The sequence below is a fragment of the Aeromonas sp. FDAARGOS 1406 genome, assembly GCF_019048565.1.
GTDB lineage: Bacteria > Pseudomonadota > Gammaproteobacteria > Enterobacterales > Aeromonadaceae > Aeromonas > Aeromonas caviae.
The window spans coordinates 1832873-1854400 of the sequence record NZ_CP077378.1 but is presented as its reverse complement, the minus strand read 5'-3'; the positions used below and the strand labels follow the sequence as shown (position 1 = coordinate 1854400).

The window sequence follows — 21528 nt, the reverse complement described above, 5'->3', positions numbered from 1 at the left end:
CAACTAAGGAGCTATCATGGCCAACCGTAGCCGCCGTCTGCGTAAGAAACTGCGCGTCGATGAATTCCAGGAAATGGGGTTCGACATCAGTTTCAACTTCCCGGTCGGCACCGCCGAAGAGACCATTGATGCCGTGGTCGATGCGCTGATCGACGAGGTGATCGAACCTCGCAAGCTGGCCTTCGCCGGCTCGGGTCACCTGGCCTGGGAAGGGATGGTCTGCACCCAGCAGCTCGGCAAGTGCACCGACGAAGACCGTTCCGCCGTTCAGACCTGGCTGCAAGGCAAAGGGCTGGAGGCCGTGGTGGTCACCGAGCTGTTCGATCTCTGGTACGGCGAGCCGGCCTGATATCTGACTGCCTCCCGGGTAGATAGAAAATCCCGCCGCCGGCGGGATTTTTGTCGGTGGGCTGGCCCCGCCTCGTTTCACGTCATGGAATAGCCAATGGTGTTGTCATCCGAATTACTGGCCGGCATCCTGGAAGAGGTGCGTCCGCTGCTCGGGCAGGGGAAGGTGGCCGATTACATTCCCGCCCTGGCCCAGGTGCCTGCCGACCGGCTGGGGATCGCGGTCTGTACCGTTGAAGGGGAACTGTTCACCGCAGGTGACGCTTTCGAGCCCTTCTCCATCCAGAGTATCTCCAAGGCCTTGAGCCTCACGCTGGCCTTGACCCTCTATCAGGAGGAGGAGATCTGGGCCCGGGTGGGCAAGGAGCCCTCCGGCCAGCCGTTCAACTCCCTCGTCCAGCTGGAGTTCGAGCAGGGCATTCCCCGCAATCCCTTCATCAACGCCGGTGCCCTGGTGGTGAGCGATCTGCTGGAAACCCGGCTCACCGCTCCTCGCCAACGCACTCTGGAGCTGGTGCGCCGCCTGTGCGGCAACCCGGCCATCATGGCGGATCAGGTGGTGGCGCGCTCCGAGTACCAGCACTCCGCCCACAATGCCGCCATCGCCTATCTGATGAAGGCCTATGGCAACTTCGAGAACGAGGTGGACAAGGTATTGCAGAGCTACTTCAATGCCTGCGCCATCCGCATGAGCTGCGTCGATCTGGCACGAGCCTTCGTCTATCTGGCCAACCGGGGCGTCCCTCTTGGCGAGAGCACGCCCCTGCTGCCAGCCCGGACCACCAAGCAGGTCAATGCCCTGCTCGCCACCTGCGGCCTCTATGACGAGGCGGGCGACTTCGCCTACCGGGTCGGCATGCCGGGGAAATCCGGGGTGGGGGGCGGCATCATGGCGCTGATCCCGGGAGAGCTTTCCATCTGCGTCTGGTCACCCGAGCTCAACAAGGCGGGCAACTCCCTGGCCGGGACGGCGGCGCTGGAGCTGCTGGCCGAGCGCCTGGGCCGCTCCATTTTTTAACTCTCTTCACTATGCATCGAGACGACATCATGAAACGAATGACTGGACTGTGGCGAAGCTGCCTGACCGCCTTGCTGCTCTGGTGTGCCTGGCCCGCGCTGGCCGCCGAGCTGCCCCCGCTCTCCCTGGCGGATGCCAAAGGCAAGGAGGCGGTGATCCTGGATACCCGCCCGAGCTATTTCTATCAGGGCTGGCCCATGGACGGGGAGAAGCAGGGGGGCCATGTGGCCGGTGCCGAGCTGCTCTCCGCAGAGTGGAAATACAGTGACGAGGAGTGGCCTGCGGCACTCGCGAGCAAGGGGTTGAAGGCCGACAAACCCGTCGCCCTCTATGGCACCCCTCGCGAGGTGGCCGAGGTGGCCCGTCTGCTGCGCCAGCAGGGCATCAAGCAGCTGTTCGAGCTGCAGGGATGGAAAGAGGCGCCCCGGGAGCACCTGGCACGCTGGCAGCAGCTGGTCCATCCGCTCTGGCTGGCAGACTTGCAGGCAGGCAAGCCGGTCATCGCCGCCCCCAAGGGGGAGTGGAAGGTGTTCGAGGTGGACTGGGGATCCCCCAAGGCCTATCTGCTGAGCCACATTCCGGGTGCCGGCTACATCGACACCAACCGGCTGGAAGGGGAGCCGCTGTGGAACAAGGTCTCTGACGAGGCGCTCAAGGCGCTGCTGCTGGAGAACGGCATTCGTCATGACACCACCGTCATCCTCTATGGCCGCAACACCATGGCGGCGGCCCGTGCGGCCCATCTGATGATGTATGCGGGGGTCGAGGATGTGCGGCTGCTGGACGGCGGGCTGGAGGCCTGGTTCGTGCAGCATCTGCGCACCGAGACCGGGCTGGCCAACAAGTTCACCCCGGCCAAGGAGTTTGGCGTGGCCATCCCGGCCCATCCCGAGTACTACACCACCCTTGACCAGGCCAAGGCCCTGCTCAAGCAGCCGGACGGCGCCCTGGTCAGCGTGCGCACCTGGGACGAGTTCGTGGGCAATACCTCGGGCTACAGCTACATCAAGCCCAAGGGGGACATTCCCGGGGCCAGATGGGGTCATGGCGGGGTGGATGCCAACAGCATGAGCGACTTCCACAACCCGGACGGCACCATGAAGCCCGCCCGCGAGATCCTCGCCATGTGGGATGAGTGGAATATCGAGCCGACCCAGCAGGCCGCTTTCTACTGCGGCACCGGCTGGCGCGCCTCCGAGGCGTTCTTCTACGCCTGGTTGATGGACTGGAAGCGGATCAGCGTCTACGACGGCGGATGGTTCGAGTGGAGCATGGATCCGGCCAACCCCACCGTCACCGGCGAGCGCAAGCCGGGCAAGTAACTAATAATCCAGAGCAGGCCGGACAGATGTCCGGTCTTTCTTTTCTTGATAGATCATTTTCAATGGCTATAGCAGGTGGATTCTTTCTGTGAATCCTGTTGCTGCAATCAAGGTAAACGGGCCATCCGGTTGAGCTAGGCTTCACCTATCACCGCCAGGGTGAGCGTGAAGAAGGGGAGAGTGATGAAAGCTGTGATGATGCTGATTTGTCTGTTGGGATTGGCGGGGTGCAGCTCCCAATACATCATGAGCACCAAGGATGGCAAGATGATTGCCACCGACAGCAAACCCAGGTTGGACGAGACCACAGGCATGTATCGCTATTACGATGAAGAGGGCGGGAGGTGCATATCAACAAGGACGACATCACCCAGATCATGGAGCGTTGAGGCTCTCCTCAAGCAACAAGGGCTGCCCGCGGGCAGCCCTTGTTATTTTTGGCGCTCATGCCGTCTGGGGCACTTGACGGTTGACCTGGCCGGCAAACAGCTGGTGGAAGCGGGAGTGGGAGTTGGCCAGCAGGCTCACCGGCGAACCCTGCTCCACCACGGTGCCGGCCTCCATCACCACCACCTTGTCCACCGACAAGAGCGGCTCCAGATGGTGGGCGATCACCAGATAGCTGGCCTCCGGCCGGTAGCGGTAGAGCAGCTCCGTCATCTTGCGCATGCCGCCGTGATCGAGGTCCGAGGTGGCTTCGTCCAGCACGATGAGCGGTCGGCGTGACAGCAGGATGCGGGCGATCACCAACAACTGGGTCTCGCCGGCGGAGAGTTGCAGCCTGTCGAGATCCTCGTCCAGCCGCCCGGCGCAGCGCTCGGCGAGGCCCACCCGGGCCAGCGCCTGCTCCAGTGCCGCGTCGTCATGCTCGGTCAGGGGCGCCAGATTGGCCCGCAAGGAGCCAAAGAAGATGAGCGGGATCTGGGAGACGGTGTCGTAGAGATCGCGCACCGCCTCCGGTGCCAGCCGGGACAGTGGCTGCTCGCCGTAGAAGATCTCTCCCTGGGAGGCGGGATACATGGCCTGCAATACCCCCAGCAGGGAGCTTTTGCCTGCCCCGGTACGCCCGCACACACCCACCTTTTCACCTGGGGCCAGCTCGAAGTTCACCTTGTGCAGCGCCCACTGGCTGGTCTGGGGGTAGCGCAGCCCCAGGTTGTCGAAGTGCACTGCGGGATGAGGGGTGGCGAGGGCCTCTCCCTCCTGGCGTTCGCTCTCTATTTCGCTGTATTCGCGCACCCGCTCCACCGCGTTCATCACCTGTTCCACCTCGGCAAAGGTGCGGATGAGGGAGTTGAGCATGGCGGAAGCGGTAAAGGCATAGGTGATGGCAACCGCTCCAAGCAGCGGGCTGTTGCCAAAGGCCACCATGAGTGCCACGGCCCCCACCAGGGTGGCGGAGAGCAGGGTCTGGTGCATGCCGAGCCAGCGGTTGATGGAGGTGGTGGTGTACCAGCTGCGCAGGTTGTTGTCATAGTGGTGCAGCACCTGGTCCAGCGCGAAACGCTCGGCCCCGGCCAGGCGCAGGGCGGGGGCGCCGCGGATGGTCTCGCTGATGCTGATGTAGAGCGGGGAGCGCAGCACCGAGGACTGGCGCCGCAGCTTGAGTTGCACCGCCCGGTAGCGGCGCTGCAACACATAGAGCGCCCATCCCACCAGGGGGGCGATGAGCAGCAGCAGGGGAATATTGATGCCGATCACCACCACCTGCAAGGCCACGGACACCAGCATGCCGAACAGTCCCACCAGCATGGAGAGCAGCATCTCTTGCGCCTCCCCCAGATCCCGGTCGAAGCGGTTGAGGATGCGCCCCTGGGGCACCTTGTCGAAGAAGGCCATGGGGGCGCGGCTGATGCGCCCCAGCATGCCGTCAAACAGGGTCCAGGCCAGCTTGAGGCCGAGTTTGTAGTTGATGACTCGCACCGCCATGATGCAGGCGAGGGAGCCCGCCCCCAGCAGCACATAGATGCCGAGCAGGGTCGTGACGTCGCTCACCTCGGCCTTGCCGCCGAGCCAGAGATCCGAGGCGATGCGCAGCCCCTCCTGGCCCAGGGTGAGCAGCAGGACGAGCAGGATGGCTCCGGGGGCGGCGAGGCGCTGCCACATGAAGCCAAACAGCCCCCAGTCCACCTTGCCCTCCACCACTTTCTCCTCGCTGAACTGCTCCGCCTCCTGAGGGGGCACCGGCGGGGCGGGCTGGGGATGCTGGACAAGATCCGCCAACTGGTGGGCATCGAGCTCCGCCAGGCGCCCCTGCTCGATGCGGATCACCCGATCGCACCTGGCCAGCACATCCGGGTCGTGGCTCACCAGCAGCCGGGTCGGCCCCGGCTTGAAGGCGAGCCCCTGCTCCAGTACCTGGGCCGCGACCATGGGGTCGAGCGCAGACAAGGGGTTGTCCAGCAGCAGGATATCGGCCCGGGCGTAGAGGGCGCGAGCCAGGGCGACCCGCTGTTGCTGGCCGCCGGAGAGGCGGGTGCCGAGCTCCCCCACCAGGGTTTGATCCCCGTGGCTGAGCAGCGCGAGATCGGCCGTGAGGGCGCAGGCGCCGAGCACCCAACGATAGCGCTCGGCGTGCCAGGGCTGGCCGAACAGGATGTTGTTGCGGATGGTGTCGTTCATCAGCCAGGGTTTATGGCCCAGATGGGCAACCCGGCCGTGGCGACGGATGCTGCCGGCAAACTCGCTGTCAAAGCCGGCAACCAGATGCAGCAGGCAGCTCTTGCCCGCCCCGGTGGCCCCGGTGATCCCCACGAGCTCCCCCGGTGCGATGGCGAGGTTGGCTCCCTCGAGCACCGGTTTTTGCTGGTGCAGGGCGGTGACGTTGTCGAGCCGCAGGCTGCCCACCGGCAAGCTGGGATCATCGAGTTCCCGATGCTGCTCCGGGCTGTTCAGGAACTCGCACAGCCGGTTGAAGCCGGTGTTGAAGTTGATCAGGGTGCGGATGAGGTAGGGCAGTCGCATCATGGGGATGCGCAGCACGGTAAACAGGGCGATGGTGGTGAACACCTGGGGCAGGGTGAGGGTGTTGCCCGACGCCAGGTAGGTGGTGAAGGTGGCCAGGGTCACCAGCAGGGGAGTGCTCAGCATCAGCCCTTCGTTGATGGCATCGAGCCTGAGCACCCGGCCCAGCACCCCCAATTCCTGCTGGCGCTTGGTGTTGGCCGCCCGGGTGAAGAAGGGGCCAAGCCCGTTCTGGCGCACCAGCCGCAGCTTCTTGATGTATTCCGCCAGGATGCCGTTGCGCTCGTCCTGTTGACGCTTGAGCTGCTGCTCCTGCTGGTTCATTCGCCGTACCACCCGGGTGGAAATGAGCAGCAGCAGGGCCAGCACCGCGAAGCCCACCAGACCGGCACTGCCCACCTGCCACACCAGCAGGGCGATGGTGCCGATGAGTTGCAGCGCCATGGTGACCGGCATGGCGGGGTCCGCAAGAATCCAAGTGATGTCCCACACGTCCCGGTTGATGAGGTTCTGAACCCGGCCGCCGGCCCTGTCGTCGAAGCTCTTGCCACCCTGCTTCATCACCTTGGCGAGCAGGGATTCGGCCAGCAGACGGCGGATGGGCACGTGCATCTTGAGGGCCAGTTGCAGGGAGTGCTCCGCCAGCATGCCGGCGGCGAGCACGGAGGCGAACAGGGCCAGGGCCAGCAGCAGCTTGTGGCCGGTGGTGGCATCGGTGCCGAGCTGGGTCATGCTGTGGTTGAGCAGCCAGGGGCTGGTCAGGGTGGCGAGCATGCCGAGCAGTTGCAGCAGGGTGAGCAGGCCAATTCGTCCCTTGTAATGGCGCCAGATAAAGGCGGTCAGGGGCCAGGGGCGCACCGGCTGGCGGGCGGTGAGCGCGAGGAAGGCGTCGGCGCGGCCGTCGCGCCTGTCTTCCGGCAGCAGGGGATAGAGATCGTCGAGACTGACCTGGGGCTGGGTGAGCCCCTTGTGCAGCAGCGGGCCGGTCCAGCGATAGAAGAGGCGACTCAGCCAGCCGGCCGAGATTTCCGGATGATCCAATGGGTGTCCTTGTTGTTTTGTGTTGCTTCCATGGGCGGGGCGGCTCATGGGCCGCCCTCGAACTTGTTGTCTTGCTGCGGGCGTGCGCCCGGCGGGATCAGCGATCCCGGTTCATGCGGATGAGCCGATCCAGGATCCGCTCGCCATCGACCCGCAGGCCGTTGTGTTCGTACTCGTTGGTGATCCAGGCGCGGCTGTTGCCAAGCCCCTTCAGGGTGTCGCGGCTGTAGTCAAACTCCACGTACATGTCCTCGGCATAGACGGCGCAGGCCACCGGCACAGTGTTGCGGGCCAGCTGCGCCGGGTCGTAGAGGGGACCCCAGTCCGCTTTCTGGGCAAGCAGGTGGGCGGCCTCCTTCAGGGGTATGAGCTCGCGGAACTGCTCGAACATCCAGGGGAAGATCATCTCACCGGTGAAGGCGAAATCTTTGCCTGGCGCCCAGGCCAGGGAAGGGAACTCCCTTCTCACCCGCTCGGCCGCCCAGTTGCTGGCACTCCCTTCGCAATAGATGAGCTCGTGCAGGATGGCGAACACCGGGTTGGTGTTGAACGGCTGCATGGCCTGCACCTGATAGAGGAAGGCGGGGTTGAGGCGTTCGCCGATGAAGGCGTCTTCCAGCAGGTAGTAAAGTGCCTCGAAGGCGCCGCTGGCCCCCAGATCCAGCCCCTGCTGCTGCAACTGCTCCACCGTCAGGCGCTGGCCGTTGGGCAGGCGCACGTCGTGGTGGTGCAGGTGATTGGCCAGCCGGTTGGCCAGGGCCTGTGCATGGGGGAAGCGGGTGAAGAAGGCGCGGTTCTTGTCCGCCACCCGCTGGTAGGTGGCGCGGTAGACCTCATCCGCACTGCGCCCGATGGGTGCCACGCCGCCGGTGAGGTAGACCTCGTGCAGGCTCCGCGGGAACAACGAGAGATAGGTAAGGCTGCAAAAGCCGCCGAAACTCTGGCCGAGCAGGCTCCAGGGGCGCCCCGGGCTCAGCACCTCGCGAATGCATTCGGCGTCGCGCACTATGCTGTCGGCGCGAAAATGGCCGAGGTAATCCGCCTGCTCACTTGGGGTCATCCCCGCCAGGGCGTCAGCACTGATGGGGGTGGAGTGGCCGGTGCCGCGCTGATCGAGCAGCAGCACCCGAAACTCCTGCAGGGCCCGCTTGATCCAGCCGCCATCGGCGGTCGGGCGAGGAGCGCCGAAGCCCGGGCCCCCTTGCAAATAGAGCAGCCAGGGCAGGTCATCATCCAGCTTGTCCTTGCGGCAGAGGGTGCGGCCAAACAGGGTGAGGGTCGCCTCCTCGTCGGGATGCTGGTGGTCGAGGGGCACGGTAAAAAAGTGTGGCTCGCAATGGATGCCATCCAGCACATAGTGCAAGGGGCTGCTCATCTGGGGTCTCCCTGAGGGTAGGAAAATCGTCGGCCTCATCATAGCCCTGGCGCAGGAGCGGGTCACGCCGGTTTTCCAGATTGTTAACAGAGATGGAGCCTGAGGTCGGTGCCGTACAAGGTGTGGTTTCGCCGCAGTTGACGGCGGGCTGCAACTGGACAAAGATGAGCCGCCTGCCGGGATGGGCAGGGATAGGTCAGCACCCCGGGTGCAGGAAACTGGATGGAGTTGGCTCGATGAAGCCGAGATGGATACGTGTTCGCAAGAGACGCACACAGAGGGATCCGGAGGGGGTGCTGCAGGTGGGTTTGCTGGTGTTCAGCGCCACCTGGGGTGCCACTCTGTTGCTGGCGGCCTGCAACGGCGGTTAGCTGAGTGAAACAGACCCGCTTGTCATGAGCGGGTTTTTTCATGCCGGAGCAGAAGGGCGGGACCTGCCTGTAGCCCTTTGTTGGCGCGGGTTTGCGGTATGCAGAGTACGGCTGCTATGGTCAATTTACGACCGGATCCACACAGGGAGGCGATCATGAACAGTCGTGAAAAAGTCCTGGCTCATTTGGCCACAGATCACCGGGTTGCAGGATTGACCGCCGGCGAGGCACTGGCTGGCATGAGCCACTCGATGAGTTCGCTCCTGCTGCAACAGGATCAGCACTTCTTCCGCCGCCATGCGGACGACCCCTGCCACGAAGTCGCCCGGGCCTGCTCGGCCGGACACGTATGGCATGGGGACGAAAACCACTACTAGCCCCGGCATGTGAGTAAATGACAGATGCAAAAAGGCCCGCTCATCTGAGCGCAATGCTGTTCACTTAAGAGAATTTGAGTTCCAGTCCACGTAGTATCAGGGCTAAAAAATGAGGGAGGCATGATGCCTCCCTCTTTCTATTGCAAGCCACGCTGGATAAAGGCTGAAGGAACATCGACTGGAAACAGCCTTGCTCCCCCAACTCAAGTCGCATTTATGAATAATTAGTCAAAAATGTGCTTATCTGAACAGCATTGCGCTCATCTGAGCGGGCCTTTCGAATTTGGCTCCTCCTACTGGACTTGAACCAGTGACATACGGATTAACAGTCCGCCGTTCTACCGACTGAACTAAGGAGGAATAGTTGGTGCCCAGAGACGGAATCGAACCGCCGACACGGGGATTTTCAATCCCCTGCTCTACCGACTGAGCTATCTGGGCAACGGCGCGCATTAAACCCTTTCTGGACTGAGGTGTCAACCACAGGCCGCAGATTGATGTACCGTTCGCTCGATATCCGAGCAATCTTCCCGTGATTGGACCGGTTTCCCGGTTTTAACCATGAAAAGAGGGGCGCCTGTGGGGCAGGGCGGGCCGGCGGCCAGCAGAACATCATGAAGGATGGCGGGCTGCCTGACGTGCCGAGGGCTGCCCGCTGGCGCCAAGCCGGGAGAGGCGCCAGTTATCTTGGCCCATCGATTGAGCCTGCCGCGCTCTGCGGGTATGCTTTGCCGCACTCATCCCCTGGCCATGGTCCGGGCCGACGCGGCTGGCAGGGGTGACATCCATCCAACACCGCCTGGGGTTTATATGAATACCAATATGCAAGAGTGGCGCGAAGAGACCGCCGCCATCGTCAACGAGCTGCTGGCCGATGGCAGCAACCCGGATCTGGATTACGAGATTGAGCACCACTTTGCCTGCCAGAAGTTCGATCTGCTGGAGAAGGCGGCGGTCGATCTGTTCAAGGCCGGTTTCGAAGTGACCGACGCCGAGGAGATGGAGCTGGACGACGGCGCCACCATCTTCTGTTTCGACGCCATGGTGGAGTGCAAGCTGGACATCGACACCATCGTCGCCGACATCGAGAAGATGCTGCCCATCCTCGAGAAATACGGGGTGGACTACGACGGCTGGGGCACCTATTTCCAGGAGTAAGTGCGCCAGATCATGCACGCTTTGCAAAAACAACAAGGCCACCCTCGGGTGGCCTTGTTGTTGCTGGCTTACTGCTCCGGCAGCTGATAGCTGCGGGCAAAGTCGGCCGGTGGGAGGGGGCGGCTGAACAGATAGCCTTGCAGCCGATCGCAACCGACCTGCACCAGCCAGGCCTGCTGCTCCGGCGTCTCCACCCCTTCGGCGGTGATCTTGATGCCAAGTTCATGGCCCAACCCGATGACGGAACGCACGATGGCGGTGGTGGCCTGGTTGGTGGCCAGCCCCTGGGTGAAGCTCTTGTCGAGCTTGAGGGTCGCCACCTGCAGCCTGGGAAGGTAGGCGAGGGAGCAGTAGCCGGTGCCGAAGTCGTCGATGGCGAGCTGGAAGCCCGCCTCGATGAGGCTGGCCAGGTTGCTCTCAATCTCGTCGGCATTCTCCATCAGCACCCCTTCGGTGATCTCCAGCTCCAGTTGCCAGGGGGCGAGCCCGTGGCGCGCGATGCAGTCGAAGATCTGAGGGCAGAGCTCGGGATCGCGGAACTGCAGGGGCGAGAGGTTGATGGAGAGCACCAGGTCCGGGGCCGCCACCTGCCAGCGGGCAAGCTGGGCACAGCCGAGCTCCAGCATCAGCTGGCCGAGCTGGCCGATGAGCCCCAGCTCCTCCGCCAGCGGGATGAACTCGTCGGGGGAGACCATGCCGAATTCGGGATGGGGCCAGCGGCAGAGCAGCTCTGCCCCGTGCAGCCGGTTGCTGTGGGTACAGATGATGGGCTGGTAGACGGCGGTCAGCTCGGCGGACTTGATGGCGAGTGGCAACTGGGCGGCGATGAGCTGGCGGCGTTTGAGCTTGGCATCGAGTGCGGGGTCGAACAGGGTACAGTGCTGCTGCTGGCGCTTGCCCTGGGCCAGGGCGGCCTCGGCGTGGCTCAGCAGACGCTCGGCATCCTTGGCCTTGCCATGGGCGATGCCGAGGAACACCGGGATCTGGATCCTGTGCTCCTCGACCTGATAGGGCGTCATCAGCTCCTGCTGCAGGTTGCGGCTCCACGCATCCAGAGAGAGGGGGAGCTCGGGCAGCAGCAGGGCGAAGTCATCCGCCGCGACCCGACAGAGCAGGGACTGGGGCGGCGCCAGTCGTTGCAGGCGGCGGGCCACCTGGCTCAGCAGGCGGTCGGCGACCCGTATGCCGAAGCGATCGTTGATCTCGCGAAAATGTTGCAGATCCACCAGCAGCAGGCTGGCCTTGCGGGCCCCCAGATGACGGCTGGTCTGCAGGAAGTGGGAGAGCTTGAGCAGGCCGGTCAGGCTGTCGTAGTGCTGCTCTTGCTGCAACTGGGCCTGGGTGGTGCGCAGCCCGGTGATGTCGCGGCTAAGGGTCAGGATGCCGAGGGAGTTGCCCTCGTCATCCGGCACCTCGACCCGGGTGACCTCCAGATGGCGGCCTCTGCCCTGGGCATCCACCACGCAATACTCCCCCTGACCCAGGGTTTGTTCGACGGGCAGCCGGGGCGGGACGCGCCGACCCAGAGCCTCGCTTGCCACCAGCCCCATGAAGTCGAGAAAGGCCTGGTTGCAGTCGATGAGCACGCCCTGATGATCCTCGAGACGGATGAGGTCGGGAATGGCATCCAGCAGGCGGCGTTGCAGCAACTGCTGCTGGCGGAAGGTTTGCTCCAGCTCCTTGCGCTGATCGATGGCGCTGACCATGGCAAACAGGGCGATGGGGTCGCCGTGCTCGTCATACAGGGGAACCTTGTTGATCTCCATCCAGCTGGCGCCTTCGCCGCTGTGGCAATGGAGCTGCTGGTGCAGCAGGGGTTTGCCGTCGGCCAGCAGGCGGTCATCTTCCTCCCGGAATACATCCCCCCAGGGCATCTCGGCATCGCTCTTGCCAATGAGTTCGCTCGGGTCTTGCAGGCCGGCTTCCCTGGCGAATGCCTTGTTGGCAAACAGGTACCGTCCGTGCTTGTCCCGGCAGAAGATATTCATGGGTAACTGGTCGATGATCTGCTGCAGCAGCGCCAGGGAGAGCGAAGAAGTCACGAGAGCACTCACGGGGGAGACTTCGAGCAAATCTATGATAACAGGTGGGTTTTGTAAAGCCTGGGTTAAGAGTACGCCATTTGTGCGGATCCCTGCTGACAGCCTGTGTCGCGATCGCCATAATAGCCGCCGGTCGGCCTATGGCCTTATGGATGAGAGAAGCAGCATGAAGAAGATAATGGGGGGCGCCCTGGCCCTGTTGATGGTGGGTTGTGCGAGCGACAACAACGGCGGCGAGCAGTATCGCTATACCCCGCCGGTTGCCAAGGCAACCAACAACACCCAGGAGATGGCGATCCCGGTGGATCTGGTGTGGGCCCGTGCCGAGAAGTGGTTCGGCGATCACGGTCTGAACATCGAGAACAGCCAGCGTGGTGCCGGTCTGATGACCGCCAACGTGGAAAACTCGGCCGATGGTCTGGAGTGGCTGGATTGCGGCACCATGGGGTCCAAGGTGGCGCTGGGCAACCCCAACCTGCAGATCAACCTGATCATCACCCAGAGCGGCAACAACAGCGTCGCCACCGTGAATGTCAAGGGCAATACCCAGCTCTACTTCGTCGAGTCCTCCGGCGAGCGAGTACTGGCTCCCTCCATCACCCCGGTGTGCGTCTCCCGCGGCAGCCTGGAACAGAGCCTGTTCTCCACCCTCGGCAACTGATCCTGCCGGGTATCATGAAAAACCCCGTTGCGTGCAACGGGGTTTTTTTATGCCTGCTCTGCGCCCATCAGGGCGTGAGGGGAGGGATGACGAGGATCAGGGGGTCAGATCGCCGTGATAGAGCACATGGTCGCCGGACTTGAGCACATACCCCTTCCAGGGGAAGAGCTGATAGCCGCCGCCCTGCCAGGACCAGTTGCCCTCTTCGCCCTGGCGGATCAGCCGGATCGGCTCGCCCTCTGGCAGGGTCAGCTCGGCCTGACTCTGATCGGCATTGAACAGCACGAAAGCGCTGACGGTCTGACCGGCATCGGTCGGGTTGAGGCGAATGCCCTGCTCGAACAGACGCACGCACTGGCCTGCCAGCGCCGACCATTGATAGCCCGCGCTGCCGATGCAGCCATGTTCGTCGCGATCCGCGCCGACCAGGGGCTCCTTCGGTGTCGTGTTGCAGGCGGCCAGCAGCAGGGTGGCCGCCATCAGGGTCAGGGTGCGCATGGTTACTCCTTGGCGTCCCGTTCAATGACGATGTTGGAGAAGCCCAGTTCCTTGAAGTAGTTCTCCCGGTAATCCTTCACGCTCTTCTTGTCGCGGCGGCACACCTGGGCCAACTGCTCTTCCATGGCGTGGAAGCGGGTCAGATCGATCCCCTCGGCGGCGGCAACGGCATCATAGATGCTGTTGAACTTGTCGTTGGCATAGCCAATCTCCCTGGCCTGCTTCTTGTAGGTGTAGGTAATCTTGAACGCCATGGCGTCACTCCTTCTCTTTGGCCTGCTTGCGCTGGACGTACAGATAGAGGCTTTCGACCTTCTCTCTGGCCCAGGGGGTCTTGCGCAAGAACTTCAGGCTGGACTTGATGCTGGGATTATCGGTGAAGCAGCGGATATTGATCTGCTGCCCCAGCGCTTCCCAGCCATAGTGCGCGACCAGGGCGGTGACGATGGCCTCCAGGGTCAGCCCGTGCAGCGGGTTGTTCTTCTGGGAAGTGGGTTGATCGCTCATACCTGCGCCGCCAGGGTGGCAAAGGGCTGACCCATGCGGGTGGTGACCCCGTTGGCCAGGTGCGGCTCGAAACCGGCCAGCATGCCCGGGCCAAACAGGCAGACGACTGTGCTGCCCAGCTTGAACAGGCCCATCTCGGCCCCCTTTTGCAGGGTGATGGCTTCATCGCCGGTGTAGTCCCAGCGCACCACCTTCTTCTCTTTGGTCGGCGCTATGTTGCCGGCCCAGATGGTTTCGATGCTGGCCACGATAGTGGCACCGACCAGCACCAGGGCCATGGGGCCGTGGGGGGTTCGGAAGGTGGCCACCACCCGCTCGTTGCGGGCAAACAGGTTGGGCACGTTCTCGGCGGTGAGGGGGTTGACGGAGAAGAGATCCCCCGGCACGAACACCATGCTCTCCAGCACGCCGTCCAGCGGCATGTGGATGCGGTGGTAATCCTTGGGTGCCAGATAGATGGTAGCGAAGTCGCCATCCTTGAACGGGGCCACCAGATCCTCATAGCCCCCCAGCAGCTCGCGGGCGCTGTAGTCGTGGCCCTTGGCCTGGATGATGCGACCTTGGCTGATGGGCCCGAGCTGGCTGACGGTGCCATCCACCGGCAGGGCCAGGGTCATGGCGTCTTCCACCACGGGGCGGATGCCGGGCTTGAGCTCGCGGGTGAAGAATTCGTTGAAGCTCTTGTAGTGGGCAGGGCTCTCGTGCAGCGCCTCGCTCATGTCGACCTGGTACTGCTTGATAAAGGCCTCGATCACCCTGGTGGTGAGGTTGCCCGCTTCGGCGGCGGCAAGTTTGCCCACCAGGCGGGAGAGGGCGTGTTTGGGCAGGCAGTATTGACCGGCAATTTTCAGGTTGTCAGTGATGCTCATGATCTTCATCTGGGAATTAGTTGAACGGGTCACAGCCGCGCCTGTTGGCGACCGTGGCGGGCTTCCTGCATGGTTTCCAGGATGCGGTGGTAGTTGTGGAAGCGATCGGCGCTGATGGCGCCCGCTTCGACCGCGGCGCGCAGGGCGCAGCCGGGATCGTCCTTGTGGGTGCAGTCGCGGAACTTGCAGCCACCCAGGTAGTCGCGAAACTCGACGAAGCACCAGGTGATGCGGTCGGCTTCCAGGTGCCAGAGGGCGAACTCGCGGATCCCGGGGGAGTCGATGAGATCGCCGCCGCTCGGGAAGTGGTAGAGCCGCGCCGTGGTGGTGGTGTGCTGGCCGAGCCCCGAGTTCTCGGAGATCTCGCCGGTGAGCACGTCCAGCCCCGGCATCAGGGCGTTGGTGAGGGACGACTTGCCCACCCCGGACTGGCCCACGAAGATGCTGATCTTGTCGGTGAGCGCCGCCTTTAAGGCGTCGATGCCCTCACCGCTCTCGCAGCTCACCAGCAGCACCTCGTAACCGAGCTTGCGGTAGGTCTCGAGCTGGTGCTCGATACGGGCGCGGGCCGCGTCATCGAGCATGTCGACCTTGTTCAGCACGATGAGGGGCGCTATCTCCACATCTTCTGCCGCCACCAGGTAGCGGTCGACGATGTTGGTGGAGAACTCGGGCATCACCGCCGAGACGATGATGATCTGGTCGATGTTGGCGGCGATGGGTTTGACCCCGTCGTAGAAGTCCGGCCGGGTCAGCACCGAGTGGCGCGGATGCACCGCCTCGATGACGCCGGCAGTCGCGGCATTGAGGCCGGGGCGCCACACCACCTTGTCGCCGCACACCAGGCTGCTGATGCTGCTGCGCCGCAGGTTGCTGCGGTGGATGGCACCATCGCTTGCCTCGACATCCGCGTGCTGGCCGAAACGGCTGATCACCACCCCTTCGATGGCGGGGCCGAACAGGGTGTCATCCACCACTGTGGTGTGCTCTTTTTGCAGCCGCCGCTCGCGGTTGGCCTGGACGCGCCTTTGTTGACCCAGATTGAGTTTTGCTTTCTTTGCCACGGGGTTTGCCAGTTTATGAACAGATTCAAAGCCAGTATGATACATGCAAATTGGCAAAATTCCGCCATTCCTCCCAATAGAGAGAGCAATCATGACAGTCAGCGCGCAGAACCTGGTATGGATCGACATGGAGATGACGGGTCTGGACCCCGAAGAGAACGTGGTACTGGAGATCGCCACCATCGTCACCGACAAGGACCTGAACGTGCTGGCCGAAGGGCCGGTCATCGCCATCCACCAGAGCGAGGAAGAGCTGGGCAAGATGGATGACTGGAACGTCAACACCCACACCAAGAGCGGGCTGGTGGCCCGGGTCAAGGCGAGTGAATACGACGAGGCCAAGGCCGTTGCCGAGACCCTCGCCTTCATTCGCCAGTGGGTGCCGGAGCGCACCAGCCCCCTGTGCGGCAACAGCATCGGCCAGGATCGCCGCTTCATGGTCAAGCACATGAGCGATCTGGAAGCCTTCTTTCATTACCGCAACGTGGACGTCAGCACCATCAAGGAGCTGGTCCGTCGTTGGCAGCCTGAACTGCTGGATCAGTTCAAGAAGAGCGGTTCCCACCAGGCGCTGGACGACATCCGCGAATCCATTGCCGAACTGCAGTTCTACCGCGCCCACGTCTTCAAAATCTGAGTGGCTGGCAAGGGTTTGCCGTCGTTCGGTTGCTAAAATCAGCAGTTCGGCCAGCTTTTGAGCGAACGGCTGCAACCAGACAAAAAAGCCCTTGCAATTGGAATGTCTGCTCTTATAATTCGGCTCCCGTACAGTAGCGCAAGCAACCAAATGCTGTACGGTCTGTTTTCAGGTTTTGCGGGAATAGCTCAGTTGGTAGAGCACGACCTTGCCAAGGTCGGGGTCGCGAGTTCGAGTCTCGTTTCCCGCTCCAAAATGTTTGCTGATGACGTTCCGATGCGGGAATAGCTCAGTTGGTAGAGCACGACCTTGCCAAGGTCGGGGTCGCGAGTTCGAGTCTCGTTTCCCGCTCCAATCATCAGCACAGCCTCAAGACAATCCATGTTGCGGGAATAGCTCAGTTGGTAGAGCACGACCTTGCCAAGGTCGGGGTCGCGAGTTCGAGTCTCGTTTCCCGCTCCAATATGCAGTGCCGGAGTCACCGCGTTGGTAGAGCATGTTCAGTGCTTGCCAAGGTCGGGGTAGCGAGCGCGATTCTCGTTGCTGGCTCCAAAAATATGTAAGTGATATTCCGATGCGGGAATAGCTCAGTTGGTAGAGCACGACCTTGCCAAGGTCGGGGTCGCGAGTTCGAGTCTCGTTTCCCGCTCCAATCACTTGCAGATGACATTCTGTTGCGGGAATAGCTCAGTTGGTAGAGCACGACCTTGCCAAGGTCGGGGTCGCGAGTTCGAGTCTCGTTTCCCGCTCCAAACAGTGTCCAGTAGATATGTGTAAGTGATATTCCGTTGCGGGAATAGCTCAGTTGGTAGAGCACGACCTTGCCAAGGTCGGGGTCGCGAGTTCGAGTCTCGTTTCCCGCTCCAATCACTTGCAGATGACATCCTGTTGCGGGAATAGCTCAGTTGGTAGAGCACGACCTTGCCAAGGTCGGGGTCGCGAGTTCGAGTCTCGTTTCCCGCTCCAATCTCTCTTCGAACCCTTCGAATTCAATCTCTCCCCCAAGTACACGAATCCAGTTTCTCAGTACCATCACTGCTGCGTCCTGTTGGTAGAGCATGATCCGCGCTTGCCAAGGTCGGGGTCGCGAGTTCGAGTCTCGTTTCCCGCTCCAATCTCTCTTCGAACCCTTCGAATTCAATCTCTCCCCCAAGTACACGAATCCAGTTTCTCAGTACCATCACTGCCGCGTCCTGTTGGTAGAGCATGATCCGCGCTTGCCAAGGCTGGGGTCGCGAGTTCGAGTCTCGTTTCCCGCTCCAATTTCTCTTCGACGTCCTCATAATCCCTTTGAATTGCCCATCACATAGCGCCGCGATGATTTGTCGTATCCGGCGTTTGCCTGCTTTCTCTCTTCCCCGCACATCCCAAGTCATAAGACCAAGATGTATTGCTTGCTAATAGCCTCCCGGAGATCGGGCACAACCCTTTGCGGTCGGCTAACAGGCTTGGCAGGGCCTGAATGACAGACAGTGGCTCGCTATAAGTTAAAACCGGGGCATTTAACCAAAACTCATAATTTTGATTTATAGCGGCTGGTGGCGGCCATAAGCGGCTTGCAGGTGGGGATGGCAAGCCCGGCAAGAGCTCTGCCGGTCGGGAAGGAAAGATCGCGGGCAAAAAAATAGGAGGGGCGATGGCTCCTCCTACGGGTTCACTGGCGCTGGCTCAGATAACGGTGACGTTCTCGGCCTGAGGGCCTTTTTTGCCCTGGGTCACAGTGAACTGGACTTTTTGACCTTCAGCCAGGGTCTTGAAACCTGCGCTCTGGATGGAGGAGAAGTGAACGAAAACGTCCGGTCCCTGGGATTGCTCGATGAAGCCAAAACCCTTGGTTTCGTTGAACCATTTTACTTGGCCGGTGCGAATGTCAGACATGTGGTAAGTCCTATCTATAACAAAATGAAACTAAGCCTGGTTGGGCAGCATTTGCCTGGAAGTCAGGGGTTGAAGCATGACTGACCACGTCTCTTTGTCCCAGTAGCATGTAGCACAATCCCTGTCTAAAGCCTGACCGATTGTACTGGAGCCCGATCCCTTGTCAATTTGGCACTTTTCATTTTTTGAGCGAGCTAAAAGTATTGTGAAGTCAGCAGCTTGTTTCATGCTTCACATCAAAAAAAACGGGAAGCCATGGCCTCCCGTCTACATAAGGGGGGTGGTCGAGCCCCTTATTCCTTGAGGGCGAACCCTTCCCCCTGGCGGTCGTAGCGGTAGCTGACCTGACCGAGAGAGCGGACCTCGACCCGCTGGATGCGGCGGCTGGTGTCCACCAGGATGAACACCGACTTGCCCGACTGCAGCCGGGTCAGCGGCCTGTCCGGCCCTTCGATGGCGATGAGCCGGCTGAGCTCGGCCCCCGGCAGCTCGAACTTGCGGAAGATGGAGTAGAGGGTTTCACCGGCCTGCACGTCGTGCTGCAACCAGGTGCCATCCACTTTCTCCTCGACGGGCTTGGCGGCCTGGGGCTCACCGGCGTTGCCGACGGTCAGGGCCTGGGCCGGCACGGCCAGGGGGACCGCCAGGGAGCCTGACGGCGCCGTGGTCGGGGCGGCGGGAGCGGGCTCCCAGGCTAGCACCAGCAGCCAGAGCGGGATCAGCACCAGCAACCCTATGGTGTGTTTGCGGGGCAGGGGACTTGCCAGCTTGAACGAGGCCGCCTTCGGCTCCTTGTTGCGCTGACCCAGGCCACTCATGCCCTGGCCGAGACGCTGACGCAGGGGCAGGGTAGCCGCGTTGATACGTTGGAGCAGGGTTCCTTGTGATTCGTCTTGGCGACGCTGCTGGGCTCGTCTGTTATGGCCACGTGGGCGACGGTCCGGGGTGGGCACGGCATTTACCTCTCACTACATTGCCTGCCATCAGGCAAATATGCCGCCTATGGTAAACGGACTCGTCCCCGAGGGGGAGAGTCCGGAGCATGAAAATTATCTGCTGAGACGAAACTGACCCAACAATTGCTGCAAACGTTCCGCCGCCTGACGCAAGGCCTGACTGGCGTTGGCCGTGCTGGTGGCGTCCCTGGCGATGTCGTTGGCCAGTGCGCTGGTTTTTGACAGATTGCCGGAGACGGTCTCGGAAACCGAGCTCTGCTCCTCGGCGGCGGAGGCGATCTGGTAGGTCATGTCGTTGATGGTGGCGATGGCCTGGAAGATGCTGCCGAGGGCCGCCTCCGCCTGATCCGCTTCCCCCACCGCCTGATGGGTCAGCTGCTGGCTCTGCTGGATGGCGTTGACCGCGTTGGTGGAGCTGTGGCGGATCTTGTCGATCAGCTCCTGGGTATTCTGCACCGCCTGCTGGGTGTTGCCCGCCAGCTTGCGCACCTCGTCGGCCACCACCGCAAAACCGCGCCCCTGCTCGCCGGCCCGGGCCGCCTCGATGGCGGCGTTGAGCGCCAGCAGGTTGGTCTGATCGGCGATCCCCTGGATGACGGTGAGGATGCTGGTGATCTGCTCGCTGTCGTGAGCCAACCCTTCCACCACCTCGGCGCCCTTGCCCGCCTCGGCAGCCACCTTGTGCATGGAGTGGATCACCCGCTGGAAGCGTACCTTGCCCTCGTCCGCCGCGCTCTGGGCCTGCTTGGCGGAGTCGGCGGTGTTGTTGGCGTGGGTGGCCACCTCCTGGCTGACATAGGACATCTCCTGCACCGCGGTCAGCATCTGCTCCATCTCCGCCTGGTGATGCTGCAGGTTGCTGTCGGTCTGGCCGGCGATGCGATCGGTGTCCCCGGCGTGGCGATGGACCTCGCTCGCGGTCTTCTGCACATCCCCGAGCAGGGCCTGCAGCTTGTCGATGAAGCGGTTGATGCCCCGGGCCAGGGCCCCCAGCTCGTCCCTTGAGCGGCTCTCCAGACGCTTGGTGAGATCCCCGTCGCCGTCGGCGATGTCATCCACCAGGCTGACCATCTGGCGGATGGGGCCCGTGATGCTGCGGGCAATGACCAGCATGGTGCCAAGGGCCAGCGCCAGTACGATGAGGGCACCGATGAGCTGCTGGGTCATGGCGGCGCGGTTCATGTCGGTGAGCTGGCGTGCCAGCTCGTCCGCTCCCGCCAGCACCACCTTGTAGGGCAGGGTGACGATGATGGCCCAGTTGCGGGCCATGCCGGGCACCGCGATGGGCACCGAGATGCGAAACGCGTCGGTGAGCTCCTGGCGCTGCACGTCCGGTTTGAGGTACTGCTGCCAGCCGTTGCCGAGCACCTTGTCGGCGCGGCTGCCGAGCAGGCTGGCGTCGCCGCTGGTACCGGTGATGACACCGGCGGCGCTGACGATCAGGGTTTCCCCCTTGCCGTCATAGATGTTGCTGTTGAGGGACTGGGCCTGGCGGCTGATGGAGTCCACCGCCAGATCCAGCGCGGCGATGCCCTTGAACCGGCCATCCACCAGGATGGGGGTAGTGATGGTGCTCACCAGCACCTGCTGGCCGTTGATGTCCACCTTGAAGGGATCGATGAGGCAGGGGCGCCCCTCCCGTTTCGGGCAGGCGTAGTAATCGTTGGCCGGGTTGCCGAACTCGTCCGGATCGCTCTTTTCGATGGAGAGCAGCAGATCGCTGCCGATCTGCTCCTTGTCGCGGTAGAAGTAGGGAACGAAGCGCCCCTTGTCGTCACTGCCGAGCGCGCTCTGGCCGGCGAAGCTTTCGTCCTGGCCGTCGAAGCCGTTGGGTTCGAAGCCCGCGAAGGCGCCATAGAGCTGGGGCTCCAAAGCAAGCTGGGCCTTGAGCAGGTCGGTGGCTTGCTGGCGATCCAGCGGCAGCTTGCCCTCCTGCTGGCGGGCGAAGACGCTGGCCATCTGCTGGGTGTAGGAGAGCCCCTTTTGCAGCAGCTGGGTGATGGTGGCGGCCTCGGCACGGGCGTTGGCGCTCACCTTCTGCCACGCCTCCTGTTGCAGGGCGGCGCGGCTGGAGTCGATGGTGAGCTGCTGGGTCTGCCGACCTGAATACTGGTTGAGCAGGATCAGGATGACCAGGGCCGTGGTCATGGCGACACCGGCCAGTACCAGGATACGATTCTGGATAGAACGAAACTGCATCGCGCGTTCCTTGTATCGTTGAGGGTTCGTTGACGGGGTGACTGAAGTATCGGCTGTGCGGGAGATCTCTCCAGCGACCTCGCCTAGCTAAGCGGGAAAAAAGGGAAAATTCTGAGACATCACTCTAAAACAGCGGTTTTTGCGGGAATAGACCCTATTTTCCCCTCTGCCTCGCCATGGTTTTCCCATCCGTCATTGTCGGTGCTAAAATGCGACGGTTTTTTTAACGAATTGGCCCAAGGC

General features: G+C 62.4%; 19 protein-coding genes, 9 tRNA genes and 1 pseudogene. 16 read left to right on the top strand and 13 right to left on the bottom strand.

Annotated elements, in window-relative coordinates:
• Positions 1-16: 16 nt before the first annotated feature.
• From I6L36_RS08685 to I6L36_RS22170, 4 genes and pseudogenes are all read left to right on the top strand, one after another.
• Entirely contained in the window at positions 17-349 is a 333-nt protein-coding gene (locus tag I6L36_RS08685; RefSeq protein WP_010675500.1) for a YggL family protein, read from the top strand.
• A gap of 96 nt (positions 350-445) precedes the next feature.
• A complete protein-coding gene (gene glsB, locus I6L36_RS08680) occupies positions 446-1366 on the top strand; it encodes a glutaminase B (protein ID WP_109112767.1) in 921 nt (306 codons plus the stop codon).
• 29 nt (positions 1367-1395) lie between these two features.
• Positions 1396-2688, top strand: a complete 1293-nt coding sequence (locus I6L36_RS08675) for a sulfurtransferase (RefSeq protein WP_042879867.1) — start codon at positions 1396-1398, stop codon at positions 2686-2688.
• Positions 2689-2871: 183 nt separating this feature from the next.
• Positions 2872-2979 (top strand): annotated as a pseudogene (locus I6L36_RS22170) (YgdI/YgdR family lipoprotein); the annotation flags it as partial.
• A gap of 153 nt (positions 2980-3132) precedes the next feature.
• Here I6L36_RS22170 and I6L36_RS08665 read toward each other — a convergent pair.
• Entirely contained in the window at positions 3133-6693 is a 3561-nt protein-coding gene (locus I6L36_RS08665) for an ATP-binding cassette domain-containing protein (RefSeq protein WP_052815206.1), read from the bottom strand.
• A 97-nt stretch (positions 6694-6790) separates the two neighbouring features.
• Complete coding sequence (locus I6L36_RS08660) at positions 6791-8068, bottom strand: alpha/beta hydrolase (protein ID WP_052815207.1); 1278 nt, start codon at positions 8066-8068, stop codon at positions 6791-6793.
• 236 nt (positions 8069-8304) lie between these two features.
• Between I6L36_RS08660 and I6L36_RS22165 the strand changes: the two genes are divergently transcribed.
• Both I6L36_RS22165 and I6L36_RS08655 read left to right on the top strand, forming a co-directional pair.
• Positions 8305-8439 (top strand): hypothetical protein, encoded by a 135-nt coding sequence (locus I6L36_RS22165; RefSeq protein ID WP_080989908.1) that lies wholly within the window; start codon positions 8305-8307, stop codon positions 8437-8439.
• Between the two features lie 155 nt (positions 8440-8594).
• Positions 8595-8816, top strand: a complete 222-nt coding sequence (locus I6L36_RS08655; RefSeq protein ID WP_010675494.1) for a hypothetical protein — start codon at positions 8595-8597, stop codon at positions 8814-8816.
• Positions 8817-9100: 284 nt separating this feature from the next.
• On the opposite strand, the gene I6L36_RS08650 is transcribed toward I6L36_RS08655, so the two are convergent.
• Both I6L36_RS08650 and I6L36_RS08645 read right to left on the bottom strand, forming a co-directional pair.
• A tRNA-Asn gene (locus I6L36_RS08650) sits at positions 9101-9176 on the bottom strand.
• Between the two features lie 5 nt (positions 9177-9181).
• Positions 9182-9257, bottom strand: a tRNA-Phe gene (locus tag I6L36_RS08645).
• A 381-nt stretch (positions 9258-9638) separates the two neighbouring features.
• On the opposite strand from I6L36_RS08645, the gene rraB reads away from it, so the two are divergent.
• Positions 9639-9974 carry a ribonuclease E inhibitor RraB gene (gene rraB / locus I6L36_RS08640; RefSeq protein ID WP_010675493.1) on the top strand — a complete coding sequence of 112 codons (336 nt, stop codon included), beginning with the start codon at positions 9639-9641 and terminating at the stop codon, positions 9972-9974.
• Between the two features lie 68 nt (positions 9975-10042).
• On the opposite strand, the gene I6L36_RS08635 is transcribed toward rraB, so the two are convergent.
• Complete coding sequence (locus I6L36_RS08635) at positions 10043-12016, bottom strand: EAL domain-containing protein (RefSeq protein WP_010675492.1); 1974 nt, start codon at positions 12014-12016, stop codon at positions 10043-10045.
• Positions 12017-12182: 166 nt separating this feature from the next.
• Between I6L36_RS08635 and I6L36_RS08630 the strand changes: the two genes are divergently transcribed.
• Positions 12183-12677, top strand: coding sequence for a hypothetical protein (locus I6L36_RS08630; RefSeq protein WP_029314787.1), 495 nt, complete (start codon positions 12183-12185; stop codon positions 12675-12677).
• Between the two features lie 96 nt (positions 12678-12773).
• On the opposite strand, the gene I6L36_RS08625 is transcribed toward I6L36_RS08630, so the two are convergent.
• From I6L36_RS08625 to rsgA, 5 genes are read right to left on the bottom strand one after another with little or no spacing between them, the layout of a single operon-like run.
• Positions 12774-13175, bottom strand: coding sequence for a hypothetical protein (locus tag I6L36_RS08625; protein ID WP_042014295.1), 402 nt, complete (start codon positions 13173-13175; stop codon positions 12774-12776).
• Positions 13176-13177: 2 nt separating this feature from the next.
• Entirely contained in the window at positions 13178-13429 is a 252-nt protein-coding gene (locus I6L36_RS08620; protein WP_010675489.1) for a DUF2960 domain-containing protein, read from the bottom strand.
• Between the two features lie 4 nt (positions 13430-13433).
• Positions 13434-13682 (bottom strand): VF530 family DNA-binding protein, encoded by a 249-nt coding sequence (locus I6L36_RS08615; RefSeq protein ID WP_010675488.1) that lies wholly within the window; start codon positions 13680-13682, stop codon positions 13434-13436.
• On the bottom strand, positions 13679-14551 hold the full coding sequence (gene asd / locus I6L36_RS08610; protein WP_052816309.1) for an archaetidylserine decarboxylase: 873 nt from the start codon (positions 14549-14551) through the stop codon (positions 13679-13681). The genes I6L36_RS08615 and asd overlap by 4 nt, the downstream gene beginning before the upstream one ends.
• 29 nt (positions 14552-14580) lie before the next feature.
• Positions 14581-15615: a small ribosomal subunit biogenesis GTPase RsgA gene (rsgA, locus tag I6L36_RS08605; RefSeq protein ID WP_039040203.1), complete on the bottom strand. Its 1035-nt coding sequence runs from the start codon at positions 15613-15615 to the stop codon at positions 14581-14583.
• A gap of 91 nt (positions 15616-15706) precedes the next feature.
• On the opposite strand from rsgA, the gene orn reads away from it, so the two are divergent.
• The 8 genes from orn to I6L36_RS08565 all read left to right on the top strand — a co-directional run bounded on the left by orn (position 15707) and on the right by I6L36_RS08565 (position 17218).
• The gene (orn, locus tag I6L36_RS08600; protein WP_042014296.1) at positions 15707-16252 is read left to right on the top strand and encodes an oligoribonuclease; all 546 of its coding nucleotides are present in this window, start codon (positions 15707-15709) and stop codon (positions 16250-16252) included.
• 177 nt (positions 16253-16429) lie between these two features.
• A tRNA-Gly gene (locus I6L36_RS08595) sits at positions 16430-16505 on the top strand.
• Between the two features lie 25 nt (positions 16506-16530).
• Positions 16531-16606: transfer RNA gene (locus I6L36_RS08590), tRNA-Gly, on the top strand.
• Between the two features lie 32 nt (positions 16607-16638).
• Positions 16639-16714: transfer RNA gene (locus I6L36_RS08585), tRNA-Gly, on the top strand.
• A 114-nt stretch (positions 16715-16828) separates the two neighbouring features.
• A tRNA-Gly gene (locus I6L36_RS08580) sits at positions 16829-16904 on the top strand.
• A 24-nt stretch (positions 16905-16928) separates the two neighbouring features.
• Positions 16929-17004: transfer RNA gene (locus tag I6L36_RS08575), tRNA-Gly, on the top strand.
• A 38-nt stretch (positions 17005-17042) separates the two neighbouring features.
• Positions 17043-17118, top strand: a tRNA-Gly gene (locus tag I6L36_RS08570).
• Between the two features lie 24 nt (positions 17119-17142).
• A tRNA-Gly gene (locus I6L36_RS08565) sits at positions 17143-17218 on the top strand.
• Positions 17219-17920: 702 nt separating this feature from the next.
• Here I6L36_RS08565 and I6L36_RS08560 read toward each other — a convergent pair.
• The 3 genes from I6L36_RS08560 to I6L36_RS08550 all read right to left on the bottom strand — a co-directional run bounded on the left by I6L36_RS08560 (position 17921) and on the right by I6L36_RS08550 (position 21285).
• Positions 17921-18130 (bottom strand): cold-shock protein, encoded by a 210-nt coding sequence (locus I6L36_RS08560; RefSeq protein WP_005297820.1) that lies wholly within the window; start codon positions 18128-18130, stop codon positions 17921-17923.
• Between the two features lie 293 nt (positions 18131-18423).
• Positions 18424-19083 (bottom strand): LysM-like peptidoglycan-binding domain-containing protein, encoded by a 660-nt coding sequence (locus I6L36_RS08555; RefSeq protein WP_010675484.1) that lies wholly within the window; start codon positions 19081-19083, stop codon positions 18424-18426.
• 96 nt (positions 19084-19179) lie between these two features.
• Positions 19180-21285: a methyl-accepting chemotaxis protein gene (locus I6L36_RS08550; RefSeq protein ID WP_109112528.1), complete on the bottom strand. Its 2106-nt coding sequence runs from the start codon at positions 21283-21285 to the stop codon at positions 19180-19182.
• Between the last annotated feature and the right edge of the window lie 243 nt (positions 21286-21528).